Consider the following 20,191-nt stretch of genomic DNA (forward strand, 5'->3'; position numbering starts at 1 on the left):
CAAGGGCAATGGACGTTAGAGACTGGGGGACATTTTTGCTTCCGTACGAGCAGACCGTTGAAGAATTGAAGGTCAAATTCAAGACGATGCGCGCAGAGCTGAAGAAACGGGAGGAATATGCGCCTATCGAATTCGTAACGGGCCGGGTCAAGCGGATATCGAGCATTCTGGACAAGGCAAAACGCCTTAATGTTCCTATGGATCAGCTGGAAACCGGAATCGAGGATATCGCGGGCATCCGGATCATGTGCCAATTCGTGGAAGACATCCGGCGGGTTGCCGAGTATATTCGGGCACGGAAGGACCTGACGGTATTATATGAGAAGGATTATATAACAAACTTTAAGGAAAGCGGCTATCGCAGCTTCCATATGATCATCGAGTATCCGGTGCAGACCGCGCTCGGGCAGAAGAAGGTGCTAGCCGAGATTCAAATCCGGACGCTTGCGATGAATTTCTGGGCTACGATCGAGCACTCGCTCAGCTATAAATATAGAGAAAGCCTGCCTGACGATATCCGGGAACGTCTGAAAAAGGCCGGAGAAGCGGCGAACACGCTCGATACCGAAATGTCCAGCATCCGCGAGGAAATACTGGAAGCGCAGCGTCGGTTCGAGGATGATTCCAACATAACGACCCAGGTGCTGCATGCGATTCACCAGCTGTATTTTTTCCACCTGGTCAACGAAGCGATCTCCTTCCAGGAGCGCTTTAACGCCATCTGGCAGGAGCATGACATGGAGGAAATGAAGCTGCTCTTGGACGAGGTGAAGGAGCTGTTGTCACAGGCCAAGAAGAAAGTGAACGAGTACGATGTATGAGCGGCTGTACGTAGCGTTCCTCGTTTACTTCAACCGGGACCGGGACTATTTCGAATGTCATGAGGTGCTGGAGGAGCTTTGGCTCGATACGGATAAGGATCCGAGATACAAGGGGCTCCTTCAAGCGGCTGTCGCCTTGTTCCATTTCCGGAACGATAACATTCGGGGCGGATTGAAGATGTTTCGCAGCGCCGTAAACAAGCTCGAAGGCTATGCCGAAGATGAGCTGGGCATCCGGATGGGAAAACTGGTGGAGGAGATGCGGGAGTATGTCCGCGGACTGTCCGGGTACGAGCAATACCCGATTCCGTATCGGGATTTGACGATCGACATCGTGGATCCGAAGCTTCGGAAAGCCGTCGATGAGGCCTCGAGGCATATTCCTCCGAATGTGCCGCAGCGGCGTAAGCCGGAACGGCCGCGTGCGAAGCAAGGATTGTCCTCTTAATCCGGGAAGCGAAATGCATGGTCGGAAATATCGATCAAGGAGTTAGCGCAAGATATAGAAAAGATAAACAAGAGCTGCCCGTCAGTAGAATAATCTACTTGAGAGCAGCTCTTCTTTTTGCAAATATATCGAATCAGGACTCGGTGCCTTTATATTTATTGTCGATAAATTGCTTGATTTCATCGACGGATTTGCCTTCGTCATGAAGCCGCTTCGCATCCTGAAGCTCGGTAAGGCATATGCCGCACTGGGCGCCATGGTCCGTCCATTTCACCTCGCCGTCCTTGTTCTCGGCGATGAAGCAGCGGTGAAGGGAATCGTGATAGCCGGTTTCCTCGTCCATGCAGCCGCAGTAGCATTTGATCTCTTTAATGATATCTTCCAGTTCGCCGACCGTCGCATAGGTCGCCTGCGTATTGTCGGTGTAGCTTGATAGGAATTTCGGCATCTCGCTCACGCTTGCCGTTGTTTCATACCGTTCGGAGGCGGCCCCATGATGATGCCCTGCGGTAGCAGATTCCTTGCCGCCGCATGCGGCAAGTAGCATGCCTGACAGCATGAAGGTAAATAGGATGGCCCGAGTGCGCTTCATTTCGTCACACTCCCTTTATATTTGTCCAGGAATTGCTTGAAATCGTCCAAGCTGTACCCTTCCGATGCACCTTCCGGCTTCAAACCGCCGACCATGCGTTCCTTCTCCACACCGTTCTCGAAGTAGACAAGGGTAGGGGTGAACTCGATATTGTAATCTCTCCAGCCTTCCTGATATTCACGCAGATTGTACTGGTGCAGTGAAATGCCGGCGTCGCTGGCCAGCGGCATCAGTTCAGGGGTTGTCGCCCGGCAATGCGGACAGTCGGATGCGAAGAAGTATACGAAGAAGTTCTCCTTGTTGTTGACCTTGTCCTTCAACTGATCCGGAAGTATGATATTCTGATAGTTCGGATCATTCAGCAGCTCTTGCGTAGCCGGATTCAGGCTGGATATTTTCTTGCCGCCGTACAGGTCGCTCTTCCCGCCCGAGAGGTTCAGAATGACAAGCGCCGCAACAAGGACAACAAATACGCCTCCGAATGCGTAAAGCGCTGTGTAGTTATTCTTTTTTTTTCGATTCATGAATACACCCCTTAAGGATTAATAATAAGCGCACAAGTGAGAGTTCAAAAAGGTCGAGTTACTTTATGACCCCCTTCGTGATCAAAAGACGACTTTTTGAACAACCTCTATAAGGACTTGTCCTTTTTAATGTAGTTTATTATACAATATTAACGGTAGGAGCGGAACATGCGAAACGCCGCTACATATTGACGAAATAAGCGGGCAACAGATCTGATACAGAACAGGTAGGTACTAAACATGGCATTACGTCTGCCCTCGCCGTTTCAGGCGAAGATGAAAACACTGCTGGGACCGAACTATGACAATTTTATGAAATCCTACGAACAGCCTCCGTTTGCCGGGATCCGGGTCAACACGCTGAAGATTTCGGATGAAGATTTCCGCCGCATCTCGCCATATAAGCTGGACCCGATACCTTGGTGCAAGACCGGCTATTATATTGAAGAAGGGGAGCGCCCGGGACGGCATCCGTATTATCATACGGGGCTGTATTATATTCAGGAGCCGAGCGCCATGGCTCCGGTTGAGCTCCTTGGCGTTGAGCCGGGCGATGTCGTGCTGGACCTGTGCGCCGCACCGGGCGGGAAATCGACGCAAATAGCTGCCAAGCTGCAGGGCAAGGGGGTGCTGGTCAGCAATGACCTGCACCCGGACCGCACCAAAGCGCTGGCCAAAAACTTGGAAATGTACGGGGTACGCAATGCCATTGTGCTTAATGACAGCCCGGAGCGGATTGCCGAGGCCTTTCCCGAGGCCTTTACGAAAATACTGATTGACGCACCCTGCTCAGGTGAAGGCATGTTCCGCAAGGACGAGTCGATGCTGAAATATTGGGAGGAGTCGTCCCCGCTGACGTTTGCCGAAATGCAGCGCGACATTTTGCATTCAGCCGTGAAAATGCTGCGTCCGGGAGGAACGCTTGTATATTCTACATGTACCTTCTCGCCGGAGGAGAATGAGGGAATGATTGCAGAGCTTCTGATGAAGCATCCGGATTTCCGGGTCATACCGATCGATCATTCGGGCCCGTTTTCGCCGGGGGAAACCGAGTGGTTAGCTCGGCACATGGAACATATCTCCGCTGAAGTGCGCGAGCAGGTCGCCGGAACAGGCAGGCTGTGGCCGCATAAAGTTCAAGGGGAAGGGCATTTTGTTGCCGTTCTGCGCCGGGAAGGCGAGCTTGCACGGATGGAGGAAGCTGATGAACAAGCGCCCCCTGTTCATGTGGATACTGCTGCCGGCGGCCACCTGGCGGTTTCATCCGGTAAGGAGAAGCGAAGCGAACGCAAGGGACGGGGGTCCCTCCGGGATCCGCGCAAAGGCAATCCGCGCGGAGGCGGAAGAGGCGGTCAGCATGATTCGACTCGCCAGCAAGGCTCCGGGCGTCCTGCCGACTCCATCTCGCTGGAACCTTTTACAACGTTTCTGAGGGAGGATCTGCCAGGAACTCTACATGGTTATACGGTTACCTACGGGAATCATGTGTATTTGTCCCCGTTACCGAAAGAACGCCTGGAGAGGCTCAAGGTGATTCGCCCCGGGTGGTATATGGGTCAGATCAAGAACGAACGCTTTGTTCCCGGCCACCCGCTGGCAACCGCTCTTCGCGCTGAGGAATTCGTGCGGACGATCAGCCTGCATTCGGAAGACGGGGAAGCGATCCGTTACCTGAAGGGCGAGACGCTGTCGATACCGGAGGAGCGGCTGCAAGTTTTCGGGGCTGCAGAAGGAAAGGGATATGTGTTAGTCTGTATAGATGGCTACTCGGCAGGCTGGGGCAAATGGCAGGGCGGCATGCTTAAGAACGAATATCCGGCAGGTTGGAGGTGGACATCCGTATGAGAGCAAAGGGAAGAACGACACAGCGGTTGGATAAGGTGTTGTCCAATATGGGGTTCGGCTCCAGAGCCGAGCTGAAGAAGAAGGCCAAGAGCGGCAGCATTGTAGTGAATGGCACTGTCGTAAAGGATCCGGGGAAGCATGTGGATCCGTATACGGATTCGATCGAAATCGATGGGGAAACCATCGCCTATCGGGAGTTTGTGTATCTCATGCTGCATAAGCCTCCAGGCGTGATCTCGGCGACGGAGGATGTGCGGGAACGGACGGTACTGGATCTTCTGGATGAAAAGTATCTTGTATTCGAGCCATTTCCCGTTGGAAGATTGGATAAAGATACGGAAGGTCTGCTGCTGCTGACCAATGACGGCAAGCTCGCACATGAGCTGCTGTCACCCCGAAAGCATGTGCCTAAGACCTATCAGGCGATCGTCGAAGGACGGGTGGACGAGGAGGATATCCGGCAATTTTCCAGGGGCGTGACCTTGGATGACGGTTATGTAACCTTGCCGTCGGAGCTCGTTATCGACGCCCGGGAAGAGCAAGGCGATGGAAGCATCCGCTCCCGCATTACGCTGACCATCCATGAAGGCAAGTTCCACCAGGTCAAGCGAATGTTCGAAGCGGTCGGCAAAAAGGTGATTTACCTCAAGCGGATCAGCATGGGAACCCTCCGGCTGGACGAATCGCTCGAGATCGGCTCTTACCGGGAGCTGACGAAAGCGGAGCTGGCCGGGATCGGACGGGCGACGGACAAATAAAATGGACGAGCTAAAGATATAGACAACGATAAAAAGTGGATAAGGATGGGTAGAGAATGGCATACAAATTAGTAGCGCTTGACGTAGACGGGACGCTTCTGAATGATGAGCATGAAATAACCGAGGTAACCAGGAACACCGTGATGGAAGCTGCAAGGCAGGGGATTGAGATCGTGCTGTGCACGGGCCGCGGACCGCTCAACTCGATTCCGTTCATGGAGAGCATGGGGCTCGGCGGTTATGTAATCAGTCATAACGGGGCGGCTACGGTGGAGGTTGAAACGAAGCGAATCGTTCACCAGTTCGGCATGGAGCAAGCGGAGCTGGATCCGTTTATGACCTATTGCCGGGAGCGGGGGGTTCATTTCGACATCAATACAGCCTTCGAGATGTATGTAGACAATGTGGAGGAGCTTGCAGGCCCTGTCCGGCATATGTATGAAAATTACTTGATGATGCCGAGCAATCTCCCGGCCTGGGAGGAGCTGCCCGACCCGGTTGTCAAATTTACCGCCTTCGGCGAGCCCGGGGATATGGACGCCGTCCTCAAGGACTGGAGCACATGGACGATGACCCTTAACATGCTCCGCAGCGGCGAATACTTCATCGATCTCATGCATGCGGAGGCCTCCAAGGGCAGTGCGCTGAAGCAGCTTGCCGCGAAAAGGGGATACCGGCAGGAAGAGGTGCTTGCCATCGGCAACTATTATAACGATATTACGATGCTTACGTTTGCCGGCATGGGCATTGCCATGGACAACTCGCCGGTCGAGGTAAAGGCTGCTGCGAATGCGGTGACCGCGTCCAACAACGAAGACGGCGTTCACGAAGCTTTGGTCAAATACTGCTTGTCCTAGTGCTATTATGCTCCGCGCATAAAACAAGGCGCTGCTGCAACCACGGATATGTGGCTGCAGCAGCGCCTTATTTGCTTGAATGACGGTTCACATGAATCTACCGCAATGTCGTCAAGCATGAAGGAGCCTTAAATGTCACTGTCATTACTTAAACTGGCGCAGGCCCTTAGGCAGGTGATTCTTGAGCTGTCCGCCGGTGGCCTTGCCCCATCCGAGCGGCAGCCCGTCGGTCGTCACGAGGGTCCATCCTTTATAATCGGCTGGAACCGATAGCGTTTCACCCCTAAGGTAGGCCGAGACCTCGGCCGAATCCGGGGGCAGATCGACGGCGCGCGCGGCTTGCTCCGGCTTGCTGGCCATCGCGAGCGCGTGGGCGGGCTCGATCCGGTTCTTCTTGAGGTGGGCGAGATGAAGGCCGGCACGGAGAATTTTCAGCCCGCGCAGCTGATGCTCGCTCCAGCTCCAGCCTTCGCCGGCCGGCAGCCAGTAAAGCTCGTCCCCGAACAACAGAGGAGCGCCCGGAGGCAGCACATGGCCCGGTAAATCTTGCTCGGCCCAGGCTTTGAACGCTTCAAGGGCGGATCGCTCCTCCGAGGGCTTGTCTCCGCGGCGTGATTTGCCGCCTCGCTTGGACTCTGCCTCCGTGTGAGGCTGCTCGCCCGCTGATTCTCCCTCCGCGTTCTTGACGAGGACGGCCACGAAGTGGCCTTCTCCCCGTTCCCGGTGCGGCCACAGGCGCTTCATGCCGCGAAGCTGAAGCTCGGGATACCGGGCGAGGATGCGCTGCACCATGTTCTCGTTCTCGTCTTCATTGAAGGTGCAGGTGGAGTAGGCTAACGTGCCTCCAGGCTTCAGCATGGCACAAGCGTCCTGCACAATGTCCCATTGCCTGGAGACGCATAGCTCCACGTGGGAAGGCGACCACTCTTCGATCGCACCGGGATCCTTGCGGAACATCCCTTCGCCCGAGCAGGGGGCGTCCAGCATAATCCGGTCGAAGCATCCGGCGAAGCGCCGGGAGAGCTCGTCCGGTGCAGCACTGGTCACGACGGCATTGCAAATACCCATTCGTTCCACGTTCTCGGAGAGGATTCTGGCCCGCTCCGGATGAATCTCATTGGCGATGAGCAGGCCGCGTCCCGCCATTTTGGAAGCAATGTGGCTGGTTTTTCCTCCCGGCGCCGCAGCAAGGTCAAGGATCGTCTCTCCCGGCTGCGGGTCAAGCAGCTCTACCGCTGACATCGCCGAGGGTTCCTGAATATAATATAGTCCGGCAGTATGGTACGGATGCTTGCCGGGACGTACCGTTTCATCGTAATAATAACCTGTATCGCACCAGGGAACCGGTGTCAGCCGGAAATCCCGCAGGATGTTCCGTACAGGTTCAGCAGCCCGTTCTGCCTTCAGCAGATTAAGACGAAGGCCTTGCGTACGGGGCGTGTCATAGCTGGCAAAAAAATCGTCCGACTCCTCTCGAAGCAGCTCCTGCATACGGGAGACGAAGTCGGCGGGCAGTTGTTCCTTTCCCATCCGGTTAGCAGCTCCTTTTCGTGCAAAATATCCGTTGTTCTCTCTCGTAACCACGAGCAGCTCACGCAGAAGCAACTATAGGGTAACGGCACTTAGGAAGACGGCCGCGCCAGGACGAAACATCATGCGAATTCGATGCGGCAACTTCCCGGGCTCTTGAGGAACGGTCAATAGTTTATCACGCGGCGGCGGTGCTCGTAAAGAAGGCGTTAGTACCTGATCTGCCGCAAAAAAAGACCGCCCTGATTAAGGGACGGCCTTGGCCTTTACTGGACGGCGGCTTCCTTCGGCTCATTGAGCAATTCCTCCAAAGAGCGGTAATCGGTAACCTTATTCTTACCCGTCGTTTTTGAATGATACATCGCTTTGTCGGCTTGATTCATCAGCTCGTCCCCCTGGATGCCCTGACGGAGCACGCTGTATCCGACACTGATGGTCACGATGGTCTCCGCAGCCACGCGGGCCCGGATATTCTCGGCAACCTGGGAGGGCTTGATCTTGCGATCCACCACGAGCGCAACCAGCTCCTCGCCTCCGTATCGGCCGGTAATCCCGATCCCGTCTAGCTCCTCTTCCATGATGGCAGCCACTTGCTTCAGCACTTCATCGGCTCTGGCGTGGCCCTGGGTATCGTTCAGCTTCTTGAAATTGTCAATATCGCAGAAGATCGCGGATATCTTCAAAGCCTGGGCGGTGTAGTGATCCAGGTATTTCATGAAATGTCTCCGGTTGTATAGGCCGGTCAAGCCATCCGTGATCGCCGAGCGATAGATGGATTGCATCAGCTCTACGATCCGCCGGAACAGGATGAAGAATACAAGGGTGTAGAACAACACCGGGAGCGCGAGCGCAAAGCCCTGCAGCGGGATGGATACGATGCCTGTGTAGGTTTGTACGGCTTGAAGCGCGAACCACAGAGCGTAGGCGGCAAGTCCGACCGCATATTTCACGGGCTGCCCGATGCGCGGAACCCCTTTCGTAAAGGCGACATATAAAGCGCAGAGCAAGATGACGTCAAAATATACGCTTTGCCAGACCGGATCAATGGTGAAGGACAGAAATGATGGAAGAATCAGCGGAAGCAATAGAAGGGCGGCGGTCAGCAGCGGGAGCCAATAATGCATCGTCTTGATTTTGCGGTACAGCATGACAACGGACATATTGAGCAGCACGAATGAGAAGAGGCGGATGATGCGAAGCACGATCGGTTCTGGCGAAAAATCGACAATTCCGATCCATGCCGAATGGATGTTCAGACCCTCGTGTGTCATAATGAAAGAGAAGGCGGCTGCCATATAAATATATGCGCTCTTCCGCTGCCTGCTGTACATAAAAAGGCACATGATCAGCATCATGAACGCGATGCAAGCCCCGCAGACAGCGAATATCATTGGCAGAGGCGAAGTCGACCAAGAGGTCAAATCTGTGGACAAATGGCTTCACTCCTGTAGGTTTCCTTTGCATGAAACATATGTTCTAATATATCATATCGAAAAAGATTCTGGAAAGAGATTTAAAGAAAGAGATTTAGAGAAAGGGAGATCCCCATGAAACTTCTTCAAGCATTATTCTTCCCTCCTGAACAGCCGGGCGGCGTATCGTCGATGATTCCATATTTGCAGGAACGGTTCCATTCCTCCCGATGGGAGATGGAGATGTTCTGGCTCCCGAAGCGGATCCGCAATAAAGGCCACGAGGATCCGGTCTTCCATACCTTTGATTGGAAGGAGTTCGAGGAAAGTCCGATTGTTGCAAAATATATACAGACCTACCGGGATTATTTATGGTGGACCCGGCTGCGCATCCAAAAGCCTTATGATCTCATTCATAGCCATCATCCGATTGCAGGCATGTCCATGAAAGCCGTATTCCCGGAGGTTCCGCTTATCCAGACCGTCCATTCGAGTTATGAGCGGGAGCTGATTTTGAACGGAAAAATTCGAGAGGGCGGGCCTGAACACCGTTTTCTCACCTCTCTGTACAAAGAGCTTGAGTTTATCAGCGACCGTCTGGTGACGGTGTCGGAATCCTTCAAGTCCTATATGTCTCCATATGTGGATCAAGCCGATTCGATCGAGGTCATCCATAACGGATTCGACGATCGGCGCTTTAAGCCGGTTCCCCATGAAAATGCGGTCCCTCAGCTGGTGACCGTATGCCGCCTTGTTCCTGCGAAGGGATTGGATATTCTGCTCCAGGCTTGCGCCGAGCTGAAACGAAAAGGCCATGATTATGTCCTTCATATCATCGGAGACGGCCCTGCTCGCCAAGAGCTGGAGGAGATGGCCAAATCGCTGGGCATTTACCAGGAAACGATATTTTACGGTTATACGCTTCATCCCGAGGAATTCATGCCATTCTTTGATATCTTCGTTCTCCCATCGAGGGCGGAAGCCTTCGGCTCCGTATTCGCGGAGGCGGCGCTGAGCTGCCTTGCGCTAGTCGGCACCAATGTCGGCGGTATTGCGGAGCAGATTGAGGACGGGGTGAACGGGCTGCTGGTACCGACGGAGGATCCGAATGCGCTGGCGGACGCCCTGGAGAAGGTCATCGTGGACCCGCTGTACCGGTATGAGCTGGCCCGGACCGCGTCGGATAAGGCGAAAAACCAATATTCGTTGTCCCGTTCAGTCAATCAGCTGAAAAAAATGTATTTGAATTATCAACCGAAGAAAGAGAGCTAAAGAGCGGCTATGGCTTCATTTCGATTTATACATGCTGCGGACCTCCATCTGGACAGTCCGTTCATCGGCCTGCGGGGACTGGATGACGGGATGCGCTCCTTCATTCAGGATTCGACCTTCCGGGCGCTGGAACGGCTGGTTCGGCTTGCCGTAAGCGAGCAGGTGGATTTTATGGTCATTAGCGGCGATATTTATGACAGTTCCAACATTTCGCTCCGCGCGCAGCTTCGCTTCCTGGATGCGATGGAGTCCTTGGCGCGGGAGGGAATAGCGGTATACGTTATCCATGGAAACCACGATCCGCTGGACAGCGCGAAGCTTGCGGTGAAGCTGCCCCCGAACGTTCAAGAGTTCGGGGCCGAGCCTTCCCGGGTGACGGCCGTCCGGCGTTCGGACAAGCGGGAGGTGGCGCAGATCACCGGCATGTCCTATCCGACATCGAAGGTGACGGATAATATTGCGCTTACCTATCCGCAGGCAACCCGGGAGCTTTATCATATCGGGCTGCTTCATGCGAATGTGGATGGCGATGCCCAGCACGAAACGTACGCGCCGTGCACGCGTAAGGATTTGTCGCAGGCCGGTTATCACTACTGGGCGCTCGGGCATATCCATACCCGTCGGATGCTGCAGGAATCGCCCTATATTGTGTATCCGGGCAATATTCAAGGGCGGCATATCAAGGAAACCGGACCGAAAGGGTGCTATGTCGTCGATGTCGACGAGGGGTATAACACCGTGCTGAGCTTCCATGAGCTGGACTCCATGCGGTGGAGCCTGGTGCAAGCGCCGATCGATGGATGCGGCAGCGTGGACGAATGGAGGCAATACCTGGAGCGTACGCTCGGGCAGGTTGCGGAGGAAAACAGGGAGAAGCTCAGTTTGGTCCGGGTCATGATCACGGGCCGCAGTCCTGTCCACCGGCAGCTTGAAAACGGCTACGTGCTCGATGAGCTGCTAAGCGAGATGAGGAGAAGGGAAGCGGCTAAGGCGAAGACCCAGGGCTACGGCGGCTGCGTCTGGATCGAGGGCTTCGCGCTTCAATCCGGGGATGTGCTTGATCTGGACCGTCTGCTTGCCGAGGACAGCTTCGCCGGGGAACTGCTCCGTCTTGCTCGCAAGGAGCAGTCGGAGCAGCGCTTGCTTGCGGACGACGGGATTGTACCCTATGCATTGGCGCCGCTGATGGAGCATGCCGAAATCCGGGCGCTGCTCGAACGCATGCCCGCCGAAGAACTGCTGGACTGGCTGCGCAGGGCGGAGGAGCTGACGCTTACGCTGCTGACTCAAGAGTCTAAGCGGGGAGAAGGTGCCGGGATATGAGGCTTGAGCGGTTGCATATTCAGGGGTTCGGCGGCGTACAGGACAAGCGTATCCCGATCGAGGCGCCGGTAACGGTACTGTACGGGCCGAATGAAGCGGGTAAGAGCACGGTGCTGTATTTTATAAGAGCAATGCTGTACGGCTTTCCCGGAAAGAGTGTGCCGGCGGAGCGCGGTGAACCGGCGGATTCCGGCGTTCATGGGGGAGAATTGCGCTTCTTGGACGATGAGGGAACGTTATGGACGATCCGCCGCTTTGGTCAGCCGAGTGAGGGCTCTGCGGGAAGCCGGAAGGAACGCGTACATATCCAGAAGCAGGCCGGTGACGGCACGGTGCTTGAGCTGGGGCAGTATGACCTTGAACGGGAAGCGCTCGGCGGTGTATCGAAAGATATGTTCCGGCAGCTGTTTGCCATCTCGCTTAGCGAGCTGCAGGAAATTCGCAGCCTGCAGTCCGCCGAGATCAGCGGCTATCTGTTCCATGCCGGAATCGGCGGCGGCGCGAATATTTTGGAAGCCGAGCGCCGATTGACGCAGGAGATGGACAAGCTGTATAAGCCGCGGGGCAAAGTACAGCATGCGGCAAAGCTGCTGCAGTCCATCGAGCAGCTCAAGGCGGAGGTGACAGAGAGCAGGACGTATGTCCCTCGTTATAACGAGGTCATCGATGCTATCCGGGAAACGGAGGACCGGCTGGAGAGGCTGGAGCTTGAACGCGCGGACACTGCAGAGGATCTAACGCTGCTGCGCAAGGCGATTGATATCCGCCCGTTGTGGCTGGCTTGGCGTGAGGCCAAGCTGGAGCTGGACGGCTTGCCGGATTGCGGCAGCTTCCCGCCGGAGGGTGCCGCGAGGTGGGAGAGAATCGAAGAGGAGCTGCTGCAGCTGGAGGCGCAGATCCAGCGGATCGAGCGTGCGCTCGGGGATACCGAGGCGAAGCTTGCCGACATGCCCCGGCTGACATGGCTGGAGGAGCAGGGACAGCGAATTGAGGATTTATGGGGCAAGCGGAGTTTGTATGAGGCGGGAAACCGCGAGCTTGCACAGCTTACGGCAGAGCAAACGGCCCAGGCCGACCGTCTTGCAGGGCTGCTGCGAAGCATCGATCCGGGCTGGACCGAGGCGGAGCTGCTCGCGCTGTCCACCTCGGCGGCCGAACGCGAGGAGGTTCGGCGGCTCGGAGCTGCCTTTGCCGGCTATGACCGCCGGATGGAGCAGCTGTCGCTGGAGCTGCGCGGAGCCCAGCGGGCGGCAGTCGCTGCGGAGTCTGAATTAAGCGAAGCACGGCGGCAGCTGCGCGAGGAGATGGAGCGGGGGAAAGAGAATTTTGCGATGCTTAAGCCCCGCTCGCCACAAGAGACGGCCATGCTATGGAGCCGGCTTCAGCAGACGGCGGAGCGCTGGCGGGAGCGAAGGCTCAGCCAGGCCCTGCCTGAGCTTAAGGCTTCCGGGGCAAGCGAGCATGGCTGGCTGCCGTCCGCTTATTCGGGCCTGCTTGCCGTCATGGCCATATTAACGGTTGTCCTGGTGTCCTTCCTGTTCTGGAGCGGTGCGAACGGCGCAGCAGCTATATCCGGCGTGCTCATGCTGGCGGGTATGGTCTATGTGATCTGGAGCGGCCGAAGAAATGTGAAGGACAGTCCTTCCCGGGAATCCTCCCCTTCTGCCGGGGAGCCCGGCGGAGATGATGCCCATGAGGTTGAACAACTGTTGTCGGAGCTTGTTTCCAGTCCATACCATGCTGCCGCTGCGACGCTGGAGTATCGGGGGAGCCGACGGGCGAAGACCGAAGCGCGGCCTGCGCGGGATCCGCTCGCGGTGGAGGCTCAGCTGCGGGAGCTCCGATCGGTCATGGATGCCTGGCAGGCATGGCGTCAGCGGCTGGACCGCTTGACGTCCGAGTGCCTTTCGGCCGAGGAGAAGGTTAAGCTCCAGGCTGCCGAGCGATCGGCGATCGAGAGTGCAATTCAAAGTGAAGAGAGGCGGTTTGTCCAGCTGGAGCGGCAGTGGGAATCCTGGCTGATGCAGCGTTTGCTGCCGCAGAGCCTGTCGCCTGATGCGATGCTGGATATGTTTAGTGCGATTGAGCAGGGGCAAGAGATCGTGCGGCAGCAGAGAGCGAGAGCGGCAAAGATCGCTGAGCTAACGCGAGATGCCAAGGCTTATGCGGCTTCCTGCCTTGAGCTGGCTCAGGGCGAACAGGACCCGGAGCGAAACAGAGAGTCCCTGACTACCCCGGATGCCATTCTGTCTTTGCTCGGCGATTTGCACCGGCGCTGGAAGCAGTATCAAGAGGCTTCGGCACAGCGGGAATCGCTTCGGCATCGGCTCTTGGAGCTGCAGGAAGAAGCGGCAGCCGCGGACGAAGCCCGCTCGGCAGTGCTGCAGCGGAAGGAACAGCTGCTCGGCTTGTCCGGGGCAGCCGACGGGGAAGCCTATCTGCGGATGGGCGCTGCCGCACGGCGAAAGGAAGAGCTGGAGCGCACGGTCCGTCATCATGAAATCACGATGTTCAGCGGGCTGGGCAGCCAGCTCCGAAGCCAGGTCTTACAGCTGCTTGAATCGGCCGACGGTGCGGCGCTGGAGGCCATGCTCAAAGAGCGGGAGGCGGCCGATGCCTCTTTGGCTGAGCTGCGGGATGAGCTTCAGGAGCGGCGCGGAAGATTGCTGCAGGAGCGGGAATCGCTGGAGGCCGCCGGGAATCGCGACTCTGCGAACCAGCAGCTGGAGGAGCAGCGGGCAGAGCTGAAGGAGCTCGTCAGCCAATATGCCGTTCGCGCCATTGCAGCTGGGCTGATTGAGCGCACAAGACGCTTCTATGAACAGGAGAAGCAGCCGCAGGTGCTGCGGCTTGCTTCCCGCTATTTCTCGAAGCTTACAGGCGGCACCTACAGCAGGATCGTTATGCGCATGGGAGATCATGCCCTATTAGCCGAGCGGCCGGACGGCGGGCTTGTCGAGAGCGCGAAGTTGAGCCGGGGGACGGCGGAGCAGCTGTATCTGGCGATGCGGCTTGCTCTGGTACAATCCATGCCGCATGCGGCGGGCATTCCGCTTATGCTCGATGATCTGTTCGTCAATTTTGACAGCCGGCGGCTCGGGTATGTCCTGGAGCTGATATCCGAGCTGTCGCACAGCCGCCAGATCGTCATGATGACGTGTCATCCGCACGTTACAGATCAGATCCGGCAGCGTATTCCCGGGGCGCAAGTCATCGTAATGTAAATATAAGGGAAGACCGGTTCCAGTCGGAGGAAACCGGTCTTTTTTTCGATTAAATGCTGGTCGCTTACTTCGTGTTCGTCAAGGGGGTGCCGAACAAGGTGAGGCGCAGCACCCACAGCAGGCAGAGGCCGCCAAAGATCGGATAGAGCAGCGACAGCAGCGAACTGAAGCCGAATTGGCTGAAGAAATAGCAGAACAGCATGATCCCGAAAGTGATCGTTCTTGAGGACCATGAGGTCCACTGCTGCACCTGCAGTGTTATCCCGTATATATTCGCCACGAAGGTGCTGAAGATTTCGAGGAAGATCAGGATCAGGTAGATCATTTGCACGAACCAGCCGAGATGAGCGGCAATGCTCCCCATCGGAATTTCAAACTGGGCGATGCCGGGCATCTGCGCGGATAAGGCGAAATGGGCAGCCATCAGCATAAATCCAACCCCCGCTCCGCCGAGGATGCCGCCCCATTTTACGACATTCGTATTTTCGGTCTGATTGCCGAGGGGCACCAGTACGGGCATCGCCAGCACCAAATTAAAGGCGGTGTACAGAAGCGGGGCCAGCCATGCCGCGGGCAGGCTCTGATCCGTCGTTAAGGTGAGAAACCGGGTGGCGCCGGGAGCCTGGAACGTCTGCGAGATCACCGCAATGGATAATGTAATCATCATGGGGACGACGAGCGAGTTCATGGTCATGATGGACTGGATGCCCTTTCTCAGAATGAAGTAGGCCCCGATCATGGTTACGAACAAGCCGGTCTGATAACCGATATTTAAATGCTCCACGAACACCGACCCGGCGCCGGCCAGCATGATGCTGTTGACGCCAAGCAGAATGACGAACATGAACACGCTGATCCAGCTCCCTGACTTCGAGCCGAACAAAAATTTATTTAAATCCTCGAACGATTTCGCGCCGATCCGCCTGGAGATCATCAGGATTTTCGTGCCGAGCCAAATGAACAAACCGGTTGCGAGAATGATGGTAAGGGTTGCCCAGTGACCGTATTGGGTAAAAAACTGTAGGATTTCACGGCCGGTGGCAAAGCCTGCGCCGACGATGGTTCCGATATATGTGAAAGCGATCTGGAAAACACGGATAATATCCTTCAAGCGCTAAGCCCCCTTGCTAATGGTGTGATCGGCACATCTGTGTATAGTACAAGGTATGCCTGACCGCGCATGGACATGACTCGAACCTGTCCTGCCACGCTGGGTTTAGGGGGATTGTGCTTGGTGCTTGCGCTTCCCAGCACACTGGCGGGAAGCGCACTGCCATGCAGCGCACTGCCATGCAGCACACTGCCATGCAGCACACTGCCATGCAGCACACTGCCATGCATCGCACAAGCGAGCATCACACTGCAACATCCTTACACCGTGCTTCAGAAGGGGCACATGGTAAGGTGAACCGATGGCTCCACTCCCAATGTCAGGTATAATGACGAATTCCCGTGTAATTACATGACGGATAAGTGACGGGTGGAGCGTTTGTACTTGCCGTACAAGGGTTGAATATGTTACTTTTACGACAAAGGAATGGGTGGGAGGTCATTGTGGATGGATTGGTTAAAGGAGCGGATTGTTAAAGAGGGGGTCGTGCTGTCGGATCAGGTGCTGATCTTGGACGCCCTGCTGACGCATCAAGTGGACCCGGCTCTTATTATGGATATGGGCAGGGAATTTGCTAGGCGTTTTCGGGATCAAGGCGTGACGAAGGTGATTACGCTGGAATCCTCCGGCATATCGGTCGCGTTTGCGGCTGCGCTGGAGCTCGGGGTGCCGATGGTGTTCGCCCGGCGGAAAAAGACGCTGCTCGCCGATCCGGATGCTTTATGCGAACGGGTTCCGTCTTTTACAAAAGGGATTGTGACCGACATCATGGTGTCCAGGCAGTATATACGGGATAATGACAGAGTACTCTTCATTGACGATATTATTGCCAATGGCGATGCAGCCAGAGGCTTGATCAAAATTATCAGCCGGGCCGGCGCGGAGCTTGTTGGTCTTGGCGTCGTGATCGAGAAAAGCTTCCAGGCGGGTGCGCGGACACTCCGCGAGCAGAATGTTCGCGTGGAATCCCTGGTCACCATTTCTTCGCTGGAGGACGGACATATTCATTTCGACTAGCCGGGATGCAGGTGATCCCGATCGATCCTGCCGATGCAGTCGCATCCGCGCGCTGCCGATACCAACTGCCGCCCTAAGCGAAGCTTGGCGAACCTTGTTTTTTTAAGTGGGCAACCGCTTGTCGATTCGAATTTTCGGCCTAAAATCACAACAAATTCTTTTCGCCCCGGGCATTTTCGCTTATAATAAAGAGGTATAGGCAAGAGAGAGGAGGCAGCAACATGGGGAAACAACCTGTAACCGAGCCGTTTATGATTGAGAAGCTGAATGAAGCGAAGGTACACTTTGAACGTGCTTTGGACTGTAAACATACGGAGTTCGATGATCTATATCCCTATATGATTGAACATCCTCAGTTTTTCTGGTACAAACGATATGTTGCCTGGTCCGAACTTCTGACGATTGCCGGTCTATGCGAAGAGCTTTCCTTCGAGTGGAAGGAGCAGTTTACGCCGCAGCAAGTGGAATATATCGAGAAGCGCGTCATGTCTTCGACGGTGCTGGATTTCTGGTACGAGAAGAATGACAGCATTGAGCCAGCGCAGCGTTAATGGGAATATAGAACATCTGAGGCTTCAGATGTTTATCCATATCGTACAGGAAGACCTAAATGGTTTCATTTAGGTCTTTTTGTTGCAGGAAATGCGCATCCTATTCTAAGGGAGGGAATGATCGACTATGATTAGCGATGAACGGCTGGACGAGCTTCGCTTGTCCGGCGACCTTGTTCGGGTTGTCCGGGACGGCCTCGAGAGCAATGATATTATCGGCTTCGTCGTGGCATGGGATCCCCAGCATGTCATTATCCGCCGGAGAAATCGGCGCGTTGTGAAGCTGGACCGGAATTACAGCTACCAGCTCAAGAGCGAGCCGCGGGTAAGCCCGATTGAACCATAGGGCAGAGGATAAGCAGATGATAAGCAGGCAATAGGCAGGGCATAAGGCATAGATCAGCCGAACGTCGGACATCTTAAGCTGGACGCATGATTATTCAGAAAAGGTGTGATTAGACGCTTGGACATGATCAATGACAAAGTAACAGCTTACAAGAATGAAATTCTCAATCTGAAGCAGAGCATGCCGGAGATGGCAGAGGCTTATCATCATTTCACGGGCGTGTGCTTCCGTGAGGGAGAGCTGGACGAGAAGACGAAGCAGCTGATTGCTCTTGGCATCGGTTTGTTCGCGAACAATGAGCTGTGCACGTTCTATCATATGGAGGAAGCTCGCTCGAAGGGGGCTACGGAGGCTGAAATTATGGAGGCCGTAGCGGTCGCTTCGGCTGCAAGCGCAGGACATGCCCTGTCGCAGGGTCTGACCCGGGTACAGCACCATCTGCAATAGCCTCTAAGGAAACAACCGTCTGTTCCGAATGGATTTCGGGGCAGACGGTTGTTGTTATGTTGTGGACACCGATGGGACCCGATTCATTAAGATCAAGCAAGGTCATCCGTGTAGTCCAGTGGTAATCCGCTCAGCGGACTGGGGCGGCCTCAGCGGGAGTTAGGACGCCTTCTTCCGCCTCCGAGGTGGGCAGATTGAGGTAGGCCCGCATGCGGTCCATCATCTCCTCGCGAAAGGAGGGCCATAGAATGTTGATCGATCCAATGTAGCCCCTGCACGCATAGCGCGCCTCGATTCCTTCCTTGCCCTGACCGATGTCGAACACCTTGATCGCCCGCTTCGCGAATTCCTGCTTCACTTCACGGAGAAGCACGGCCGCCCGCTTCGCTCCGTTGCCGACCACCTCCACATACAATTGCGGGGTCTTGAAGACACCGCTCTCCTGAATGATTCGGCAATCCCGCTCAAACACCTTATGAATGAACATCAGAAGCAGGTAGCTCTTAATCAACGCCCGCTCCTCTGAGGTAACAGCCGGTATGGCCATTAACTTCACCGCCTTTATATAGAAATTGGATATATTATACGAACTTATGTTCTTATTTTAACCGAACATCCATGGTTTAATCAAGTTTTAAAAAAAGTGTTGACTCCCTATTATTACCGTGATATTATATATCTTGTCGCCGCTGATAAGAGCTTGTCTCCGAATAGCGAAGAACATGATACGCGGTCGTGGCGGAATTGGCAGACGCGCACGGTTCAGGTCCGTGTGGGCTAACCCCCGTGGAGGTTCGAGTCCTCTCGACCGCATACCTTATTTACCATGAAGAAGCTCTTGAATTTCCCTTGTGGGAGTTCAAGAGCTTTTTTGTGTGCTTCCCAAAAAAGCCTTAAACTGGTTGCTGGGTTCCAGGAGGCGCCGGGCAAGCTGTTAGCATCATGATGCGTAAAAAAATGAACACAATTCCACCGGATTGATCTACAATGAGCATTAGGCCGGATAACAGGACAACTGGCGGCCATGAGCATCGGCCGATTATCAGCAGTCGATGCCGGTGGGGAACGAGGCCGACGATAGATTAAGCAAGAAGCGGAACTGCAAACGATTCCCGCAGATTCCCAAGATCATAGAGCTGAGGGTGAGACATTGTGAGAGGAAGATATGCATCATTAACGGTAGTATCAACGGCAACCAATTTTATTATGGAGCAAGGGGATGGAAGTACACGTACATATCGAACCTATATGAAACCGAGAGAGTCCGGGCAGCTGGAGCTGAGATTTTGGCATAGCAACTCGGTCGATTCTACTTGGGATGTTGGTTCGGTCGCAAAAGGGAGCATGCCTGGGGGAGCGTGGCGCATTGAAGCGGCTTATGCTGCCGATGGCGGCATGGGCCGAGATGGACAGGTTGTACCTGGAACCAGCGTACAAATTACTTTTGACGGGAAGTCCGGTAAGGAGGTGGCTCCCGGCGAGACGTTCTGGAGCGATCCGGTACAGCTCGAACTGCCCGATGGACATGATCTGGCGTTCACGTGGACGATTAGGACGCTCTCCCCGGGGAAATCGGTGCCGTACAATACGGAGGGGCTGCTCGTATCAGCTTATGAGGCTGAGGGAAACCTGACGGATGACGAGCTTGGAACAGCGTTCATGCCGGCAGAGAACCGTTTGGTCATGCCAGCATTTATAGGATACGCCCGACCGGTCAAGCAGCGGATGATCTTCCTGGGCGATTCCATTACCCAAGGCGTAAGAACGGCTAAAGACGGCTACGATTACTGGGTAGCCCGAATTGCGGATGGCCTATCGCCGGACTACAGCGTATGGAATCTGGGTTCCGGCTGGGCGAGAGCTTATGACGCTTCGGCAGATGGCCCGTGGCTCGCGAAGGCAGCGAAAGGGGACGTTGTTGCGATCGCGCTCGGCGTCAACGATATCGATATCGGAGCGAGAAGCTCCCGGGAACTGCTGGATGACTTGTCCGCGATTGTAAGACGCTTAAAGCAGAGGGAGGACGGGACGAAACCGCGGATTATCCTCTTCACTGTACCTCCGTTTCAATTTTACCGGAGACAGGGAAGAGGTATGGCGTACCGTCAATGAA

General features: G+C 55.3%; 20 protein-coding genes and 1 tRNA gene. 14 read left to right on the forward strand and 7 right to left on the reverse strand.

The genetic code is table 11. The features are described 5' to 3' along the window. Window positions 1-8: 8 nt before the first annotated feature. A complete protein-coding gene (locus NST44_RS13740; protein ID WP_007127719.1) occupies window positions 9-821 on the forward strand; it encodes a GTP pyrophosphokinase in 813 nt (270 codons plus the stop codon). After that, window positions 814-1,269, forward strand: coding sequence for a DUF309 domain-containing protein (locus tag NST44_RS13745; RefSeq protein WP_007127720.1), 456 nt, complete (start codon window positions 814-816; stop codon window positions 1,267-1,269). The genes NST44_RS13740 and NST44_RS13745 overlap by 8 nt, the downstream gene beginning before the upstream one ends. A gap of 133 nt (window positions 1,270-1,402) precedes the next feature. On the opposite strand, the gene NST44_RS13750 is transcribed toward NST44_RS13745, so the two are convergent. Together NST44_RS13750 and NST44_RS13755 are read right to left on the reverse strand one after the other, a co-directional pair. Next, a complete protein-coding gene (locus tag NST44_RS13750; RefSeq protein ID WP_007127721.1) occupies window positions 1,403-1,861 on the reverse strand; it encodes a PCYCGC motif-containing (lipo)protein in 459 nt (152 codons plus the stop codon). Beyond that, entirely contained in the window at window positions 1,858-2,385 is a 528-nt protein-coding gene (locus tag NST44_RS13755) for a thioredoxin family protein (RefSeq protein WP_007127722.1), read from the reverse strand. Before NST44_RS13755 ends, NST44_RS13750 begins: the two co-directional genes overlap by 4 nt. Before the next feature lie 240 nt (window positions 2,386-2,625). Between NST44_RS13755 and NST44_RS13760 the strand changes: the two genes are divergently transcribed. The 3 genes from NST44_RS13760 to NST44_RS13770 are packed head-to-tail and all read left to right on the forward strand — an operon-like array spanning window position 2,626 to window position 5,845. Beyond that, window positions 2,626-4,230: an RsmB/NOP family class I SAM-dependent RNA methyltransferase gene (locus NST44_RS13760; RefSeq protein ID WP_340899908.1), complete on the forward strand. Its 1,605-nt coding sequence runs from the start codon at window positions 2,626-2,628 to the stop codon at window positions 4,228-4,230. Continuing rightward, on the forward strand, window positions 4,227-4,988 hold the full coding sequence (locus tag NST44_RS13765; protein ID WP_340899909.1) for a pseudouridine synthase: 762 nt from the start codon (window positions 4,227-4,229) through the stop codon (window positions 4,986-4,988). The genes NST44_RS13760 and NST44_RS13765 overlap by 4 nt, the downstream gene beginning before the upstream one ends. 56 nt (window positions 4,989-5,044) lie before the next feature. Then, the gene (locus NST44_RS13770) at window positions 5,045-5,845 is read left to right on the forward strand and encodes a Cof-type HAD-IIB family hydrolase (protein WP_007127725.1); all 801 of its coding nucleotides are present in this window, start codon (window positions 5,045-5,047) and stop codon (window positions 5,843-5,845) included. A gap of 144 nt (window positions 5,846-5,989) precedes the next feature. Here NST44_RS13770 and NST44_RS13775 read toward each other — a convergent pair whose 3' ends face one another. Further along, window positions 5,990-7,375: an RsmB/NOP family class I SAM-dependent RNA methyltransferase gene (locus tag NST44_RS13775; protein ID WP_340899910.1), complete on the reverse strand. Its 1,386-nt coding sequence runs from the start codon at window positions 7,373-7,375 to the stop codon at window positions 5,990-5,992. A 266-nt stretch (window positions 7,376-7,641) separates the two neighbouring features. After that, window positions 7,642-8,808, reverse strand: a complete 1,167-nt coding sequence (locus tag NST44_RS13780) for a GGDEF domain-containing protein (protein ID WP_340899911.1) — start codon at window positions 8,806-8,808, stop codon at window positions 7,642-7,644. A 114-nt stretch (window positions 8,809-8,922) separates the two neighbouring features. Here NST44_RS13780 and NST44_RS13785 point away from each other — a divergent pair, with 114 nt between their 5' ends. From NST44_RS13785 to NST44_RS13795, 3 genes are read left to right on the forward strand one after another with little or no spacing between them, the layout of a single operon-like run. Continuing rightward, window positions 8,923-10,059 carry a glycosyltransferase family 4 protein gene (locus NST44_RS13785; RefSeq protein WP_213614650.1) on the forward strand — a complete coding sequence of 379 codons (1,137 nt, stop codon included), beginning with the start codon at window positions 8,923-8,925 and terminating at the stop codon, window positions 10,057-10,059. Between the two features lie 9 nt (window positions 10,060-10,068). Beyond that, on the forward strand, window positions 10,069-11,382 hold the full coding sequence (locus tag NST44_RS13790) for a metallophosphoesterase family protein (protein ID WP_007127729.1): 1,314 nt from the start codon (window positions 10,069-10,071) through the stop codon (window positions 11,380-11,382). Then, entirely contained in the window at window positions 11,379-14,606 is a 3,228-nt protein-coding gene (locus NST44_RS13795) for an AAA family ATPase (protein ID WP_007127730.1), read from the forward strand. Before NST44_RS13790 ends, NST44_RS13795 begins: the two co-directional genes overlap by 4 nt. A 64-nt stretch (window positions 14,607-14,670) precedes the next feature. Here NST44_RS13795 and NST44_RS13800 read toward each other — a convergent pair whose 3' ends face one another. Together NST44_RS13800 and NST44_RS13805 are read right to left on the reverse strand one after the other, a co-directional pair. Then, window positions 14,671-15,717, reverse strand: coding sequence for a YkvI family membrane protein (locus NST44_RS13800; protein ID WP_007127731.1), 1,047 nt, complete (start codon window positions 15,715-15,717; stop codon window positions 14,671-14,673). Continuing rightward, a complete protein-coding gene (locus NST44_RS13805; RefSeq protein ID WP_340899919.1) occupies window positions 15,714-15,965 on the reverse strand; it encodes a hypothetical protein in 252 nt (83 codons plus the stop codon). Before NST44_RS13805 ends, NST44_RS13800 begins: the two co-directional genes overlap by 4 nt. A gap of 199 nt (window positions 15,966-16,164) precedes the next feature. Between NST44_RS13805 and NST44_RS13810 the strand changes: the two genes are divergently transcribed. The 4 genes from NST44_RS13810 to NST44_RS13825 all read left to right on the forward strand — a co-directional run bounded on the left by NST44_RS13810 (window position 16,165) and on the right by NST44_RS13825 (window position 18,078). Beyond that, window positions 16,165-16,734, forward strand: coding sequence for a xanthine phosphoribosyltransferase (locus NST44_RS13810; RefSeq protein WP_007127732.1), 570 nt, complete (start codon window positions 16,165-16,167; stop codon window positions 16,732-16,734). A 221-nt stretch (window positions 16,735-16,955) separates the two neighbouring features. After that, on the forward strand, window positions 16,956-17,285 hold the full coding sequence (locus tag NST44_RS13815; protein ID WP_007127733.1) for a hypothetical protein: 330 nt from the start codon (window positions 16,956-16,958) through the stop codon (window positions 17,283-17,285). Window positions 17,286-17,412: 127 nt separating this feature from the next. Continuing rightward, window positions 17,413-17,631, forward strand: a complete 219-nt coding sequence (locus NST44_RS13820; protein ID WP_007127734.1) for a hypothetical protein — start codon at window positions 17,413-17,415, stop codon at window positions 17,629-17,631. Window positions 17,632-17,754: 123 nt separating this feature from the next. Next, window positions 17,755-18,078 (forward strand): carboxymuconolactone decarboxylase family protein, encoded by a 324-nt coding sequence (locus tag NST44_RS13825; RefSeq protein WP_007127735.1) that lies wholly within the window; start codon window positions 17,755-17,757, stop codon window positions 18,076-18,078. A gap of 130 nt (window positions 18,079-18,208) precedes the next feature. Here NST44_RS13825 and NST44_RS13830 read toward each other — a convergent pair whose 3' ends face one another. Continuing rightward, entirely contained in the window at window positions 18,209-18,625 is a 417-nt protein-coding gene (locus NST44_RS13830; protein WP_028405202.1) for a hypothetical protein, read from the reverse strand. A 182-nt stretch (window positions 18,626-18,807) separates the two neighbouring features. Between NST44_RS13830 and NST44_RS13835 the strand changes: the two genes are divergently transcribed. Together NST44_RS13835 and NST44_RS13840 are read left to right on the forward strand one after the other, a co-directional pair. Beyond that, window positions 18,808-18,891, forward strand: a tRNA-Leu gene (locus NST44_RS13835). 339 nt (window positions 18,892-19,230) lie between these two features. Beyond that, window positions 19,231-20,190 (forward strand): SGNH/GDSL hydrolase family protein, encoded by a 960-nt coding sequence (locus NST44_RS13840; protein ID WP_276824952.1) that lies wholly within the window; start codon window positions 19,231-19,233, stop codon window positions 20,188-20,190. Window position 20,191: the final 1 nt, after the last annotated feature.

This window comes from Paenibacillus sp. FSL W8-0919, from assembly GCF_038003785.1.
Taxonomy (GTDB): Bacteria; Bacillota; Bacilli; order Paenibacillales; family Paenibacillaceae; genus Paenibacillus_AQ; species Paenibacillus_AQ lactis.

What these genes read in the sequence shown, in the direction of transcription:
- NST44_RS13740 (WP_007127719.1), top strand. Translation starts at nt 9, where the DNA reads ATGGACGTTAGAGACTGGGGGACATTTTTGCTTCCGTACGAGCAGACC.
- NST44_RS13745 (WP_007127720.1), top strand. Translation starts at nt 814, where the DNA reads ATGTATGAGCGGCTGTACGTAGCGTTCCTCGTTTACTTCAACCGGGAC.
- NST44_RS13750 (WP_007127721.1), bottom strand. Translation starts at nt 1,861, where the DNA reads ATGAAGCGCACTCGGGCCATCCTATTTACCTTCATGCTGTCAGGCATG.
- NST44_RS13755 (WP_007127722.1), bottom strand. Translation starts at nt 2,385, where the DNA reads ATGAATCGAAAAAAAAAGAATAACTACACAGCGCTTTACGCATTCGGA.
- NST44_RS13760 (WP_340899908.1), top strand. Translation starts at nt 2,626, where the DNA reads ATGGCATTACGTCTGCCCTCGCCGTTTCAGGCGAAGATGAAAACACTG.
- NST44_RS13765 (WP_340899909.1), top strand. Translation starts at nt 4,227, where the DNA reads ATGAGAGCAAAGGGAAGAACGACACAGCGGTTGGATAAGGTGTTGTCC.
- NST44_RS13770 (WP_007127725.1), top strand. Translation starts at nt 5,045, where the DNA reads ATGGCATACAAATTAGTAGCGCTTGACGTAGACGGGACGCTTCTGAAT.
- NST44_RS13775 (WP_340899910.1), bottom strand. Translation starts at nt 7,375, where the DNA reads ATGGGAAAGGAACAACTGCCCGCCGACTTCGTCTCCCGTATGCAGGAG.
- NST44_RS13785 (WP_213614650.1), top strand. Translation starts at nt 8,923, where the DNA reads ATGAAACTTCTTCAAGCATTATTCTTCCCTCCTGAACAGCCGGGCGGC.
- NST44_RS13790 (WP_007127729.1), top strand. Translation starts at nt 10,069, where the DNA reads ATGGCTTCATTTCGATTTATACATGCTGCGGACCTCCATCTGGACAGT.
- NST44_RS13795 (WP_007127730.1), top strand. Translation starts at nt 11,379, where the DNA reads ATGAGGCTTGAGCGGTTGCATATTCAGGGGTTCGGCGGCGTACAGGAC.
- NST44_RS13810 (WP_007127732.1), top strand. Translation starts at nt 16,165, where the DNA reads ATGGATTGGTTAAAGGAGCGGATTGTTAAAGAGGGGGTCGTGCTGTCG.
- NST44_RS13815 (WP_007127733.1), top strand. Translation starts at nt 16,956, where the DNA reads ATGGGGAAACAACCTGTAACCGAGCCGTTTATGATTGAGAAGCTGAAT.
- NST44_RS13820 (WP_007127734.1), top strand. Translation starts at nt 17,413, where the DNA reads ATGATTAGCGATGAACGGCTGGACGAGCTTCGCTTGTCCGGCGACCTT.
- NST44_RS13825 (WP_007127735.1), top strand. Translation starts at nt 17,755, where the DNA reads ATGATCAATGACAAAGTAACAGCTTACAAGAATGAAATTCTCAATCTG.
- NST44_RS13830 (WP_028405202.1), bottom strand. Translation starts at nt 18,625, where the DNA reads ATGGCCATACCGGCTGTTACCTCAGAGGAGCGGGCGTTGATTAAGAGC.